The organism is Prevotella melaninogenica, assembly GCF_018127925.1.
Taxonomy (GTDB): Bacteria; Bacteroidota; Bacteroidia; order Bacteroidales; family Bacteroidaceae; genus Prevotella; species Prevotella melaninogenica_C.
This window is the reverse complement of record NZ_CP072348.1, coordinates 1,198,590-1,213,385: the sequence shown is the minus strand read 5'-3', so window position 1 is coordinate 1,213,385 and position 14,796 is coordinate 1,198,590. Positions and strand designations below refer to the sequence as shown.

Genomic DNA, 14,796 nt, shown 5'->3' with positions numbered 1-14,796 from the left:
AAAGGTGTTATTAAGAAGTTACTTGTCTTAGATATTATCTTATTACAAAGGTAAATAAAAAAGATCAATGTTATTCTATTAGTCGTTTTTTTTACTGAAGAACTACATTCATGGTGTGTTTTTTTTATTCTTTTAACATGCTCCGTCGGTAATTTTCGATGTCTTTAAACTTATAAAAGGACAGCTTTATTTGTTGTGACTATCTGTTACTGTAATATTATTCTCTTGTATGTGAAACTTTTTTAACCGCATATTGGTTAGTTTGTTTTGGTAGTATAGCTTGCTTCTATCAATAAGTTGCCCCCATTTTGACAAGTTATTGCAATGTGTTTAGTACTCCGCACCAATGGTGCGGACGCCAAACACCATTGGTACTAACCATCAGCACGGCATGTGCGGAGTACTCGCACATAGGTTGAAGATGGGAAGAATGGTGTTTAAAGGCTATTATAATAAAGATAATAAGAGGTTAATAGTTAACTAATATGTGGAAAAACTTCACAAGATAGTCTTGTATATAAGCATTTCTTAATGGTATGTATAATCGAGATTGCACTATGGACAGTGCAATATTCTGCATAAATTGCACTATCCGCAGTGCAATAAGAATTACTTATGAACAACATTGTGTTGCTCAATATTTAAATAGTAAAGTCTTTTTCTTACAGATATTGCTGCTCTTTTGATAAGGGATAAAGCTGATATCGTATAATGGCAATCGCCCTCATCAGTCCAAGATAGAAATGAAGTTTGGACAGATGAGGGCGATTGTTGTTATGTTAATGTCTGATGTTGAGGCTTACTCCTGTTCTTGTTCTTTCTCATTGAAGAGAGCATCTTTAAGCTTCTGATAGAGGAATGAGAGGATAAGGAGAATGGCTCCAAGGCTGATGAAGACAATAATCTTACCAAGAGCAGGCATTGCCCATACGTCATTGAGAATGAGTTTGCCAATGACAATACCGAATTCTGCCAAGCTAACAATACGAATTTCCTTACTGTGGTAACGCATACCGATACACATCAAGATGAAGGCTGCAATACCTAACGACAAAGAGAAGGCGGTACTGAAGTTTACTTCATTGAAAGTAATCAGCAATAAACGCGTCAAAGTAAGCCACATCAGTGTTGATATAATGGAGTATTCTATATGTAAGTTTCGCTGATTAGAGGTTACAAGGAGTTGACCACGCATACAATATGCCATATAAGCGATTGTTACGAGTGCCATTAACCATCTTAGTAAGAGTCCTTCTGGGGCGGTGTAATTCCATACAGTCATAGCAAATAAGATTCCTGCAAGGTAGAGGCTTATCTCGTATGCTAACTTGTTTTCACTTATTTCGAAGCGTTTGCGCAGGATAAGTGCTCCTCCTAAGAGCATTATGTTTGCTGTAAGTAGAGACGCATACTCTGATATTGGTTGCTCAAGATGGAAGTGGAAGTTGTCTCTGAAAGCAAGGAACAGGATGCTGAAGCCCAACGCATAGGCTATAGCATTGCATGGAGTGTATGCGATTAGACGCTTTGTATCACTGAATAGTTCCTTATTAAATTGCATAATGACAGCTACAACATAGTAGGCTATACTTACAAATGTAGTCACAAAGAAGGCACCATTGAAGAATAAACTATCTCCTGTATCATGGATGAAGGTGTCAGTTGTTCTGTAGTATGCCAATGCTCCCAATGTTAAGAGTAATAATACTGCTGAAGCCAACTCGTAGATTCTGTTTTTCTCCTTTGTGAAGAGCCACAAAAGAAGTACTGACTCAGCTGCCCATACCATAAGAACATTGGCTGCGCTGAACAGAATTGGAATACCCATAGAGGCGAATGTGACCGCAAGTCCTAACATAAGGTTGCGCAGTGTGTCTTGTCCTTCGACGCGGAATCGCAAATAAAGGTGTATTGCCAGGTTGATAGCAGCTATGAAGAAAGCTAAGTAAGCTGTCGTATCAGATGATGCCTCGAAGTGTTGTAAGAGGAAATCGCCATAAATAAGATACATGAAGCTATTAGCTGTGATGATACCCAATAGTCCAAGTCTGGTATTTTCACCATACTGTGTGCGCAGAATAAAGACAACAGGCAATAGGAAGATGACGTAGAATAGTGTCGCAAAAGCAAATAGGGTAGGATAAGTTGTGACAGCTTCACTATCAGAGAATGATCCTAATGCAGTTGTTCCCCATAATATTATATAGGTGAAACCGAAGGAAACCATAGGTAGTATTGCCCATTTCTTATACATAGCAAGGCAGAACATACCAATGTTCAATATGGTAATATAAATCTGTAGGCTAATGATACTACTTGAGTCCGTACTAATAATGAACGGTGCAATAAAGCCGCCAACGAGTGCTGTGACTGCCAATTCCTTCCTATCGTATAGGATGGAGACTGCCGACATGAAGATAGTTGTGACACATAAAATCACGAATGCCATTGTATGAGAGAACAAACCATAGTAATGGAAGGCGATGGCTGTAATCAAATAGTAGATACCAAAGGCACCACCTGCTAACAGTGAACTGAAAGTATGGTAGCGTTTGTGTAATCGTTCAGCCAGTACTAACATACCTGCGCCGACTGCATAGCCCATCAATGTGCGTGCAGTCTCATTGATCCAGTTCTGGTCGATAGCATATTTAACGAAGAAACCGATACCAATGATAAAGATGAGAATACCAATCTTTCCAAAGAGATTCTCACCGATATATTTCTCAAAATTGGTCTCAGAAGTGGCATATTCTTCTATTTCCTCCTCTTCCTCCATAGCCATTGCAGATTCTTCCTGCTCTTCTTCTACAGGTTCTTCAATGGTTTCAGGGGCTTCTTCCTCAACTTCTGGAGTCTTATCATCTGTCTCTTGAATAGGAATTTCTACAGTAGAAGGTCTGATATCCTCATTGTGTGCAATAGGAACTTCTATAGTTTCTGGTGTTTCCTGCAACTCTGGCTGTGCGTCTTCAGTCGTATTTTCTGTTTCTTCAGCCTTATCGGTTGTTGGTGTTTCGTCCGTTATAGGTTGTTGACACCAGTTAGGATTAGGGCTAACGGACTCATTCTGAACTTCCTTCGGAGTTTCTACGACCTGCTCCTTAGGTTGTTCAAGAGTTTCTTTTGGCTTTGTTTCTGTTTCTGTTTCAGCTTGCTTCTGTTTCTCACGCTGCATCTTTTCAATGATAAGTTTCAGTGTGGAAATCTCAAAACTGACGTTGTTTAGCGTATTACTTATTTGGTTGAGCTTGGAGATAAGATAGAAGAAGCCCAATAATGCTATTGAAAATAAGATGATACTAAAAAAGGATAGAAGGTCATATTCCATGTTCTAAGTATTTAGTTTTGAGTGTAAAGATAATCATAATGTATGATAATGACGAATATTAACCAAGAATAATACTTATTTCTTTTGTTTTTAACCCAAATCGGAAGGCATACTATAGTAAGAATTAAGTTCTTCGGTTGAATGTGTGGATACTTTTTTGTATAGCGTTAACGGAACAAAAACATAGTTAGGGCTGGCTACTATCTACTCTTTTCTCATCCTCCGACACAGGGAACTTTTTTCTTTTTAATACTTGAAAAGTAATAGATAACGCCTTGAAAAATCATTACATAAATTCGAGTAAACGATCTATAAATAAGTACAAAAATACATGTGAAAAGTGATATTATAACCATCAGTAATTCAGTTAGTTATAAAGTAGTATCAGAAAAGGTGCTTAATTAGACTTCAAAAGGGCGTTAGTAAGGGTCTTAAAGGGCGTCTTTTGCAAGTCAATTAAGCGTCTTTTAGAAGCCAAAAGAGCATGTATTGGTTTCGGAGAGCATGAAAATAATTTACAAGTAGCATTGGCATGATAATAGGTTGCTTGTAGAAACGGGATTACATAGTATCCATTTACATTTTATCTTGTAGTTTATCCTCCCTTGTAAGACCAACTAATTTGAGATAGTAATAGCCTACAAGCGTGTAACTCTTTATTCTATTTTCATTTTATACATTTAATAGTAGAAGCAAAATTATACCTATTGTGGGCTAATGAGCGTTGGTTTAAACCTATACGGGGAAGCATCCATAGATTTAATGGAAGGACCTATAAAACTCATACGAAACAAGACTTAATTGCTAACACCGTATTATTTTGTACTTAAACTTTGCCTTGTACTAAAATAGTGTTAACTTTGCAAGTAAATATATACGTTTGCATGAAATTTATTAAGTATGCTGTCAGTTTACTGAATAAGGCGTATCAGCCTATTAAAGATAACGCCTCATTCTTTTTCTTCATGTACCTTATCGGTATATTAGTATCATATGCGGAGTTGCCAACCAACAACCCCGATGCTGCTGTATATAGTAATCTATGGTTAGAGTTGTTTCTCGACCTATATGTTATTTGCATCATTCTCACACTATTCCCTCTAAAGATTCGTCGATGGATTCGTGCTTTTTTGTATATCATCGCTTACTGCACGAGTCTTACCGACCTCTTCTGTTGGGTAAAGTTCCAATCAACGTTGAATCCGTCAATGCTCCTACTTGTTGGTGAGACTGACGAGCGTGAGGCAAGCGAGTTTTTCAGTAGTTATTTTACGTCTGACCTTATCTTCTCAAGTGTAGAATTACTACTGCTTGTGATGCTTATTCATATTCTAACAACATTTCTGAAGAAGGTAAAACTGCCACCAGCTATTAGCTATAAGGTTACAGTGGCGAAACAAATCATTAATCATAGTCACCACATCCTTGGGGGCGTTTGTCTCGTATTTCTTGGTTGGGCGATTGAATCATCTGCTCACAACAAGAAAGAAATGGTACAAATGTTCTCTTTAGACACCATTGGGTCTGTAGAACATGAACTAACAACTGCAGATTGTGCACAGTTCTATCTGCCTGTTTATCGCCTTGCTTTCAGTATTTTCTCTAATGAGTTAGCATCGCAACAAGTTGACCGTCTCATCGAAGCTAAAGACAAGATGAGTGTGGATAGTTGTTCGTTTAAATCACCAAATATCGTCCTTATCATCGGTGAAAGCTATGGAAAGCTGCATTCGCAACAGTATGGCTATTTCATGCCGACGACTCCACGTCAGGTTAAGCGCCAGAAGTCGGGATTGCTTGTACCGTTCAGTGATGTCGTAGCACCATGGAATCTGACCAGTTTCGTGTTTAAGAACGTCTTTTCTCTACACGTTGTTGGAGAGAAAGGGGAGTGGTGCGACTATCCACTCTTCCCTTCACTCTTCCGCAAGGCAGGCTATCATGTGACCTTTATCACCAATCAGTTCTTGCCTAAGGCAAAGCAGGCTGTGTATGATTTTAGTGGTGGATTCTTCCTCAATCATCCAGAACTTTCAGCGGCGATGTTCGATTCACGCAATCAACAATTATACCGATTTGATCGAGGTTTGCTCGATGATTACGATAAAAATCAGCAACAACACAACACCGATCATAACCTTATCATCTTCCATCTCCTCGGGCAGCACGTCAAATATAACCAACGTTTCCCAAGCGACCGTCGTCACTTTAAGGCAGAAGACTATGAGAAGAAACGTGCTGATCTTGATGGGAAACAGCGAAATGTATTGGCTGATTACGACAATGCTATCTTATATAATGACTCCATTGTAGATGCTATTATTAGTCGTTTTGAGGACAAGGAGGCTATTATTATCTATATGCCTGATCATGGAGAGGAATGCTATGAGGGTAATCGTGGATTCATCTGCCGCAATCACTCGGCTGCTATTGATTACGACTTAGCGCATTATGAGTTTGAAATTCCTTTCTGGATCTTCTGCTCTTATAAGTATGCTGCTAAGCATCCCGACATTTACAAGGAAATAATCGGTGCTAAAAACCGTCGTTTTATGACGGATGCACTACCGCATATGCTACTCTATTTGGCAGGTATTCATACGAAAGACTACCATGCAGAGTATAATATCCTCAGTCCGCAATACAATGAAATGAGACCGAGAATACTAAAGAATACAACGGATTACGATAAGCTTACTCGTCCTTCAGAGAAGCATCTCTTACCGAAGCAGAAGTCTATATCTAAATAGAAGACAGCTTCCAAGGTGGCTACTGGACGCAGAGAGAAGAATTAGAGCAGTATAAAGAAACGCTTAAAAAGGACAAAATCAATCATTAAAGTTAGGATGTTGAATAAGGAAAAGAATACATATACAGAACATTCCGTACCAAAACAGACGAAAGAACGCCGAGAAGCGTTGCTTACACGGGTAGAGTGTGATGCGTTGAGAGGGCTTGCTATTATCGGAATCTTCCTACATAATTACTGCCATTGGTTGCGACCAGTGGTAAAGGAGAACGAATACCAGTATTTCCAACGTAATGTAGACAAACTCTATCAAGTGTTACAGGGATCCTGGAACGAATTGTTCTTCTTCCATATTCTATCGTTCTTTGGGCATTATGGAGTACCTGTATTCCTCTTTTTATCAGCATACGGCTTGACGATGAAGCACGAGAAGCAACAGCCAATAGTGCCAACAAGTATGCTGCAGACACAACCAAGTCTTCCAGTCTTTGGTTTTATCAAGTATCATTGGGTAAAACTTTTCCGTATGATGATAGTTGGCTTTGTGGCTTTTACAATGGTTGACGCTATTACAGACGCTCCCCACGATTATCATGTGATGGATATTATCGGTCAAATGGGACTTTTTAATAATCTTCTTCCCAATCCTGACGATATTATTTGGCCTGGTCCTTACTGGTTCTTTGGGCTTATGATACAGTTGTATATCGTGTATCGACTCTTTCTCTATCGTCGACATTGGGCGTGGAATGTTGTGTTGATAGTGCTTTGCTTTGCTATACAGTTATCTTGTGAACCAGAGAGTGAGGCTTTGAACCGCTGGAGATATAACTTTATCGGTGGTATGCTGCCATTTGGTTTTGGTGTACTTTATGCGAGATACGCACACGCCTGGACGACTGCTACAAACCTTGTCGTCTTTGTTCTTTCGTTATTTGCCATACTACTGATGAGTTTCAGCTATATAACATGGTATTTTGTACCACTTGTAATATGTGTTGCCGCTATTACTTTCGTGAGATTACTCAGTTGGATAGATGGTGTAGTTGGCAATAAGTACTTCTCTGTTATGAGTGTTCTCTCGTGGGTTGGCAGCATCTCAGCAGCCCTTTTCGTTTGTCATCCTATCACAAGAAAGATATTTATTCCAATCTCTCGAGGGGGAGAGTATTGGACGGGACTCCTCCTTTACGTTATCTCGTCGCTTTGTTTAGCATGGCTGTTCAAAGAGTTAATGAAGAAGATACCGAGTCCAAAGTTAAAGTAAAGGAATCTTATAAATATACGATTTCATCGCAATAAATGAAGATAAGAAGCATTGAATTAGCTGATATAAGCCGTTACCGAGGAGAGTTGATGGGTTTTGCCATCATCTTCGTTATTCTTTTTCATGTGGGACTGCCACGTGAAGATGCCTTCTTTGGCTTGAAGAGAATGGGCAACATCGGTGTAGACTTCTTCCTCTTCTTGAGCGGTATGGGCTTGTGGTTCTCTTGGACAAAGCACCCTTCGCTGCGAAAGTTTTATCTTCGACGTTTCTTACGTGTCTATCCTACTTGGCTCTTCATGGCCTGTCTCTACTATATACCAGATTTCCTTAACATCAATCTCACAGGACATAGCGGGCACAGTATGAATATCGTCGATCTCATCGGGGATATAACGATTAACTGGGACTTCTGGATGCACAATGAACTAACGTTCTGGTATATCCCTGCTATCATGGTTTTCTATCTTGTGAGTCCTTTTTATATGATGCTTATTGCCAAGAATCCTATTTATCGTTGGACTCCTGTTATCATGATAATGTGGTGTGTTGTGGTCGAATATATTACCCCACTGCATGAAGTAGTAGGTCATTTAGAGATATTTTGGAGCCGTGCACCCATCTTCTTTATAGGTATTAACATTGCAGAGGCGGTGAAACGGAAAGAAACAGTGGGTGGTTCGGCTATTTGGATGATAGTGATAACATTCGTTATCGCCCTTTCCTCTTGTCTGTTTCTTGAACAAGAGAAGCACGGACAGTTCCCCTTATTCCTTGAACGTATGCTTTATATCCCCCTTACGTTTACATCGATTATCCTCTTCAATCAAGTCCTTCGTCATACACCAAAGTATATCAACAAAATTCTAAAAGTCTTTGGTGCATTGAGTTTGGAACTTTATTTGATACATTCCCACTTCGTACTCGATTATCTTGAGCAGACTGATTGGTCTTATTGGCATAAGTTTGCTGTGACGATTGTCATCAGTCTGATATTTGCATGGCTCTTACAAACTGTAATTAAAGGGATTATAACGCCCATAGAGAATAGAATAAAATGAAGAACCTTATACTGTTAATACGTCCACATCAATGGATTAAGAATCTTATCGTCTTCCTTCCAGTCTTCTTTGGAGGTGCTTTACTGCAATGGGAGGCGGTTTATGCAGGGTTAATCACAGCCCTGTCATTTAGTCTGACGGCCTCGTCAATCTATTGTCTGAACGACATAGTCGATGTTCATGATGACCGTCAGCACCCAGTGAAATGTCATCGTCCAATGGCATCGGGGGCTGTTAGCATTACACAGGGCTATATATTGATGGGATTGATGTTTGTTCTGTCGATGAATTCGACCTTTTTGTTGCATACACGTCAGGTAGAAACAGCCAGTGTAATCATCTTCTATTGGCTGTTAAATATAGGTTATTGTCTCCGCTTGAAGCGTTATGCAATCATTGACGTGTGTGTTATTGCCTTCGGATTTGTACTTCGTATCCTTGCCGGAGGATATGCAACAGACATACATCTGAGTAAGTGGATTGTTTTGATGACATTCTTGTTAATGCTCTTCTTGTCCTTTGCAAAACGCCGTGACGATGTTGTGAGGATGAACGAGACTGGCCATGCACCTCGCCAGAACACGATTCGTTATAATCTTACGTTTATCAATCAAGCCATTACGATTACAGCGAGTGTCACCCTCGTGTGCTACATTATGTACACAGTAAGTCCTGAAACCATTGCAAATTTCCACACGGATCACCTTTATCTGACCAGTGTCTTTGTACTTTTGGGGCTACTACGTTATATCCAAATATCAGTTGTCGACAAGAAGAGTGGTGACCCAACGAAGGTGATGATACACGACCGTTTTATGCAGCTCATCGTCTTAGCCTTCGGACTTGCTTTCCTTTTCATTATCTACGTACTTAAGAATATCCAATAGGACATGAGAAAGATATATGCTTTCGACTTCGATGGCACACTGACTACTAAGGATACTCTCCTTGAATTTATCCGCTTTGCAAAAGGAAGCGGACAAATGTTTCGTGGTTTTCTACTCTTTTCACCCCTCCTTCTACTGATGAAACTGCATCTTTATCCTAACTGGAAGGCAAAGCAGCTGGTTTTTTCTTACTTCTTCAAAGGGATGAATATTGACGATTTCAACGCACTTTGTACACACTTTGCAGAGCAAAATAAACACCTACTTCGCCCTGCAGGAATAGAGAAAGTAAGACAGGCTATCGAAGAAGAACAAGCCACTGTACTTATCGTCAGCGCAAGCATTGACAACTGGGTACGACCTTTTTTCGATGAAATCGATAAAAATATACAGGTATTAGGGACGCAGATAGAAACAAAGGGAGGTCGTCTAACAGGACAATTTACCACTAAAAACTGCTATGGACAGGAAAAGGTGAATCGCCTCACGGCACTTTATCCACATCGTGAAGCCTACGACTTAATCGCCTTTGGAGATAGTAGAGGCGACAAAGAACTACTTGACTTTGCAGACAAAGGCTTTTACAAACCTTTCAGAAATAAGAAATAGCATGCTGAAGAATGAAATAAAGAACAAGAAAAAGCTCGGTGAAATCGTACGTTTTATCATCGTTGGATCATCAGCTGCAGCCATACAATACGGTACATATTTGCTGTTAATATGCTGGCTACAGCCTCTCATCGCAAATACCATTGCTTACCTTGTTAGCTTCACATTCAACTATATCGCTTCCACACGTTACACCTTCCGTGTAAAGTCGACTACCAAACGAGGCGTAGGCTTTATCTTTTCGCATATCATCAACTTCCTTTTGCAAAGTTTCTGCCTGAAAATCTTCCTTCTTTTAGGTCTCAGCAAGCAGATAGCATTGATTCCTATGTTCGCTATTTGTGTTCCGATCAACTTCCTTTTAGTGCGCTTTTTCTTACATAGGAAGTAAGGTGTTATACTCCTTATTAAGCCCCAGACGCAGCTTGTTTTCATGAAAAGAATTGTTTTGTTCACGAAAAGAAGTTCCTCATTAAACAGACATATAGCTAAGACAGTCAATTATCTATCCTATTTTCATCCGCTTTCATTGAAAATCTTTTCATTTCAAGATTTCGAAAAGCTGCAGATAAGTGTTTGAAAAATCATTACATAATTTTAAATAAAACACCAATAAATAACGGCAAAAACACATATACGAGGCAGGTTTGTAACCATAAGGAAATCAATTAGTTATAAAGTAGCAAAATAAAAGGTGCTTAATTGGACTTCAAAAGGGCGTTACTTAGACCTCAAAAGAGCATCTTCTGCAAGTCAATTGGGCGTCTTTTAGAAGCCAAAAGAGCATGTATTGGTTTTGAATTGCACGAAAATAATTTACAAACTTCAATTAATAAGAGAATAAGTTGTTTGTAGAAGACAGATAGACTTCGTACCTAATGACGTTTATCATGTAGTTTATCCCCCGTTCTAAAACCATCTAATTGGGAGGTAATCATACCATATATGTGGATTAAACTCATTCTGTTAACAATCTACGTGTTTAACGGAAGAACTTTTATTATCATGAAAAGAAGTTGAAATAGTAGGCAGATAGCTACGTGCAAAACGAGTTCTTCTCCTTATTTCCTTTGTTAAATGTGCTTTAATTTGTACCTTTGTACCAAATAACCAAAGCTACTCAATGCACATATTCGATATTTTCAAGGTGAAGAAAGAAGAACGCTGGCTGGCTTTTGCCATGTTAGCAGTCTTTGTTACGTTCAATGCGATGGTGATAGCAAGCCACTATCACGTCTACACTATGGATGCACATGGAGGATTTTGGAGTATCTTTACCAAGAATTTTCGTATGTCAGGCTATGATTGCTGGTCGTGGATAATGATTTCGGGAGGTCGTATTCACTTTGTTACCTCGCGTCATCCGTTGTATCTTACTTTTCTTTATCCGCTCTATCTGCTCAATGATTGGCTCATACAAAATGTAGGATACAACTTTGCTGTGTATTTCATGGCTGTTATCATTGTCTTTTCGGCATTCTATGCAGTTCTCTTTATGTACCGTGTTTTCCGTGAAGTATTGGAGTTGAGGCGGAAAGATGCAAGACTACTTACCTTGTTGTTATTCTCTTTTGGACACGTACTCATCCCAACCATGGTGCCCGATCATTTTGTTATCTCCCTGATGCTCCTCTCTCTGACACTCTACATCACGGGAAAGAAGATGAAGAAAGGACAATTACTAACAGCTTGGCAATCGTTAGTTCTAACCTTCTTCACGGCAGGAATGGCAACTTCAAATGGGGTGAAGACCCTGTTAGCAGGTTTGTTTACCAATGGAAAGAAGGTATTTACCTGTAAGTTTATTTCTATCGGAGTAGTCCTGCCATTGCTCTTGTTGCTCGGTATTCAACAGTCTCAATATTATCTTTTGGAGGTTCCACAGCAAGCAGTTGTGCGTCATATCGAAAGCGAAACACTGAAGAAGAACCCGCAGAAGGTGCTCGAACACAAGAAACAAAGGGATGAATGGCAGCGAACACACCTCGGTCAGCCTGTAGGAGAAGGGGTGATAACAAAGTTGATGGATGTCTCTACACCACGTGTTCCGACCATCGTAGAGAACTTTTTTGGCGAGTCTATTCAGCTTCATCAGCGTTCGTTATTAAAGGATGTTTCGTGGGAACGTCCCATCTTCGTGGAATACAACTGGAGTTTGAACTATTTCATCGAGGCTTTTATTGTCCTCTTATTTATAGTAGGTATAGTGTTTAGCTATAAGCAACGGTTCTTTAAAATGCTTTTAGCTTGGTTTGCTTGTGACCTCACCTTGCATCTCATCCTCGGATTTGCCGTCACTGAAGTGTATATAATGACTTCAGGATGGGCATTCATTATCCCCATCTCCTATGGTTATTTACTGAAACGATTGTCGATGAAATGGCTAAAATTGATGCGCGTGGCGTTAATTATGCTAACCATCTACCTTTGGATTTACAATGCAGGACAGACAGTCTATTACTTAATGTCGTAAGCTTAATGTCGTAAGCTATGTGGATGAAGTTTATTAAAATAAGAAAAGACGAGCGCCTTTCGGTTTGTTTATTCCTCCTGTGGCAGCTCATCATGCACGCCACAGTGATTATTCCTTACTATTCGGTGTTCTCAAGAATATCAAGGGATTATCGGAAAAACTTCCTCGATTGGTTCCATGTGTCAGGTTTCGACCCACTCACTTATTGCGTTGTTACCGACTGGACAACAGCCTACGATGTGCATAGACACCCTTTGTTGGCTTTTTTCTACTATCCGATCTATCTTATTAATCAGGGATTAATGAGCTTATTGGGCATTAACTGTGTACAGTTCTTGGTTGCTATCGTCCTTCTCATCAGTTCCCTTTATGCGTTCCTTTTAATGATGCGAATAGGAAGAGAGCTCCTTCATCTCTCGCAACGAGAGTCTTCTGTGCTCGCTTTTTTACTCTTCTCCTTCGCTTACGTACTATTAGCAGCTATCTCACCCGACCATTTCATCTTGTCGTTATTTCTTATTCTCTTAGTGATTTATGTGACAGGTAAGCAGATGGCAGAGCATAAACCCTTGAAAAAATGGCAGTCGATTGTCTTCTTTATCCTTACTGCTGGCGTATCACTTAATAATGGGTTAAAGGTGTTATTAGCTGATTTTTTCTCAAAGGGAAAGCGTTTCTTTCATCCTAAGAACCTCATTTTTGTTGTCATCTTACCTTCCGTAGCAATCTGGAGCTTTGGTCTTTGGGAGTACAAAACGTTCGTTGCTGATAGTGTCAATACACGAAAGGCACACGAAAAGAAAGCTGTAAAGGATGAGAAGACCAAGATGTGGAAAGAGTTCAGCGATACTACGCATCTTAAAGATAGTAAACAGCAGAAAGAAGGTTTTGCGTTACTATGGAAAAAACACCGAAAGGCACAGCTGAAGGCAAAGTATAGCGCACCACAATATGCTCATTCTGGTACGCCAGTGAGTAAACAACCGTTCTTGAACTGGACAGATGTGACTACTTCTCGCTGTGAGACACTCGTTGAGAACCTCTTTGGTGAGTCAATACAGTTGCACCAGAAGTATACGCTATGTGATGTTATTCGCGATCGCCCAGTCTTCGTTAGTTATAACTGGGTCGTAAACTATATTGTTGAAGGTCTTATCGTCTTACTCTTTTTAGGCGGAATCTGGGCTGGTAAACGTAGTAAGCTGATGTGGATGTGTTTGTCATTCTTCGCCCTTGACATGATACTTCATATAGGCTTAGGGTTTGGTATTAACGAGGTATATATAATGACTGCGCATTGGGCTTACGTCATACCGTTGTGTATAGGTTGTCTGATAAAGTCAATGAAAGGTGGGATTAGGCATGCTATCACCCTATTGACAGCCTTGATAGCTCTCTATCTCATTGTTTATAACAGTGCTCTAATTATCTTCACACTATAGTAAAGTTATGGAAAACAAAGCCTCAGTATCAATAGTCCTCTGTACTTACAACGGTGAGAAATACGTGAGGGAGCAGATAGACTCACTGCTCACTCAGTCTTATCCTATCCATGAGATTATCATTCAAGATGATGGTTCGACGGATCATACATGGGAGATACTACAAGCGTATGCGTCAAAACATACTGTTATTCGTACTTTTAAGAATGAAGGTGAACATGGTGTTAATGCGAATTTCCTTTCTGCATTGCATCGTGCAACAGGTGATTACATTGCCATCTCCGACCAAGATGATATCTGGGAGAGGGATAAGATAGAGACACAGATACGTTGTATAGGAGATAAGCTGCTATGTAGTGGACACTCACGACCCTTCTCGACAGATGGTTCCTTTGCTTATTTCGACAACAGACCACGCAATGTGAATATCTTTCGAATGATGTTTTTAGGTCTACCGGGCCACACCTTATTATGTAAGCGAGCATTGATTAATCTCCTACCACCCATTGAGAGTCCTATTTTTAAGGTCACTCTTTACGATGCCGTGTTGAGTATTATTGCCGCATCCTACGATAGTATCGTGTATTGTAATAAGGTTTTAGTAAACTTCCGACGCCATGCAGAGGCTACTACTTACAATGATTATAGTAGTAGTCTGCCCTCATGGAGGAACGCTCTCACTGAACTAACGTGGGGTCTGAACCATTATAAAGAGATACGCAAGAAGGTTGTCCCCATCTTTCAAGGTAAGCTCATATTGATGGAGGGCTTACATTCAAATATAGCCGATTTCATCGATGCCCGCGAAGCAATGCGAATGGAGACCAAGCAGGGTGTCTTTGCTTTCTTACGTTTACAATATCTACTAACGAAGAACTATAAGAAGCTCTTTCATACATCAGGTGGTGGACCTATTAAGCTACTTCGTGCTATGCTTTATCCTATCATGCAGTTGTACATGTACCACTAAGATTAAG

General features: G+C 39.8%; 10 protein-coding genes. 9 read left to right on the top strand and 1 reads right to left on the bottom strand.

What is annotated here, in order from left to right:
• Positions 1 to 799: 799 nt before the first annotated feature.
• Positions 800 to 3,331, bottom strand: a complete 2,532-nt coding sequence (locus J4861_RS10580) for a DUF2339 domain-containing protein (protein ID WP_211816801.1) — start codon at positions 3,329 to 3,331, stop codon at positions 800 to 802.
• An 884-nt stretch (positions 3,332 to 4,215) separates the two neighbouring features.
• Between J4861_RS10580 and J4861_RS10575 the strand changes: the two genes are divergently transcribed.
• The 9 genes from J4861_RS10575 to J4861_RS10535 all read left to right on the top strand — a co-directional run bounded on the left by J4861_RS10575 (position 4,216) and on the right by J4861_RS10535 (position 14,789).
• Positions 4,216 to 6,081 (top strand): phosphoethanolamine transferase family protein, encoded by a 1,866-nt coding sequence (locus tag J4861_RS10575; protein ID WP_211816800.1) that lies wholly within the window; start codon positions 4,216 to 4,218, stop codon positions 6,079 to 6,081.
• 96 nt (positions 6,082 to 6,177) lie between these two features.
• Positions 6,178 to 7,347, top strand: coding sequence for an acyltransferase family protein (locus tag J4861_RS10570; protein WP_211816799.1), 1,170 nt, complete (start codon positions 6,178 to 6,180; stop codon positions 7,345 to 7,347).
• Positions 7,348 to 7,382: 35 nt separating this feature from the next.
• Positions 7,383 to 8,408 (top strand): acyltransferase family protein, encoded by a 1,026-nt coding sequence (locus J4861_RS10565; RefSeq protein WP_211816798.1) that lies wholly within the window; start codon positions 7,383 to 7,385, stop codon positions 8,406 to 8,408.
• Complete coding sequence (locus J4861_RS10560) at positions 8,405 to 9,295, top strand: decaprenyl-phosphate phosphoribosyltransferase (protein WP_211816797.1); 891 nt, start codon at positions 8,405 to 8,407, stop codon at positions 9,293 to 9,295. Before J4861_RS10565 ends, J4861_RS10560 begins: the two co-directional genes overlap by 4 nt.
• Positions 9,296 to 9,298: 3 nt before the next feature.
• Positions 9,299 to 9,904 carry an HAD family hydrolase gene (locus J4861_RS10555; protein WP_211816796.1) on the top strand — a complete coding sequence of 202 codons (606 nt, stop codon included), beginning with the start codon at positions 9,299 to 9,301 and terminating at the stop codon, positions 9,902 to 9,904.
• A 1-nt stretch (position 9,905) separates the two neighbouring features.
• Complete coding sequence (locus tag J4861_RS10550) at positions 9,906 to 10,295, top strand: GtrA family protein (protein WP_197060216.1); 390 nt, start codon at positions 9,906 to 9,908, stop codon at positions 10,293 to 10,295.
• Positions 10,296 to 11,027: 732 nt separating this feature from the next.
• Entirely contained in the window at positions 11,028 to 12,377 is a 1,350-nt protein-coding gene (locus tag J4861_RS10545; protein ID WP_211816795.1) for a DUF6080 domain-containing protein, read from the top strand.
• 17 nt (positions 12,378 to 12,394) lie between these two features.
• Entirely contained in the window at positions 12,395 to 13,819 is a 1,425-nt protein-coding gene (locus J4861_RS10540) for a DUF6080 domain-containing protein (RefSeq protein ID WP_428842169.1), read from the top strand.
• Between the two features lie 7 nt (positions 13,820 to 13,826).
• Positions 13,827 to 14,789 (top strand): glycosyltransferase, encoded by a 963-nt coding sequence (locus J4861_RS10535; RefSeq protein ID WP_211816793.1) that lies wholly within the window; start codon positions 13,827 to 13,829, stop codon positions 14,787 to 14,789.
• Positions 14,790 to 14,796: the final 7 nt, after the last annotated feature.

Excerpts from the sequence above, each read along its gene's own strand:
- J4861_RS10550 (WP_197060216.1), top strand. The coding sequence starts at position 9,906 with ATGCTGAAGAATGAAATAAAGAACAAGAAAAAGCTCGGTGAAATCGTA.
- J4861_RS10545 (WP_211816795.1), top strand. The coding sequence starts at position 11,028 with ATGCACATATTCGATATTTTCAAGGTGAAGAAAGAAGAACGCTGGCTG.
- J4861_RS10555 (WP_211816796.1), top strand. The coding sequence starts at position 9,299 with ATGAGAAAGATATATGCTTTCGACTTCGATGGCACACTGACTACTAAG.
- J4861_RS10570 (WP_211816799.1), top strand. The coding sequence starts at position 6,178 with ATGTTGAATAAGGAAAAGAATACATATACAGAACATTCCGTACCAAAA.
- J4861_RS10580 (WP_211816801.1), bottom strand. The coding sequence starts at position 3,331 with ATGGAATATGACCTTCTATCCTTTTTTAGTATCATCTTATTTTCAATA.
- J4861_RS10535 (WP_211816793.1), top strand. The coding sequence starts at position 13,827 with ATGGAAAACAAAGCCTCAGTATCAATAGTCCTCTGTACTTACAACGGT.
- J4861_RS10565 (WP_211816798.1), top strand. The coding sequence starts at position 7,383 with ATGAAGATAAGAAGCATTGAATTAGCTGATATAAGCCGTTACCGAGGA.
- J4861_RS10575 (WP_211816800.1), top strand. The coding sequence starts at position 4,216 with ATGAAATTTATTAAGTATGCTGTCAGTTTACTGAATAAGGCGTATCAG.
- J4861_RS10540 (WP_428842169.1), top strand. The coding sequence starts at position 12,395 with ATGTGGATGAAGTTTATTAAAATAAGAAAAGACGAGCGCCTTTCGGTT.
- J4861_RS10560 (WP_211816797.1), top strand. The coding sequence starts at position 8,405 with ATGAAGAACCTTATACTGTTAATACGTCCACATCAATGGATTAAGAAT.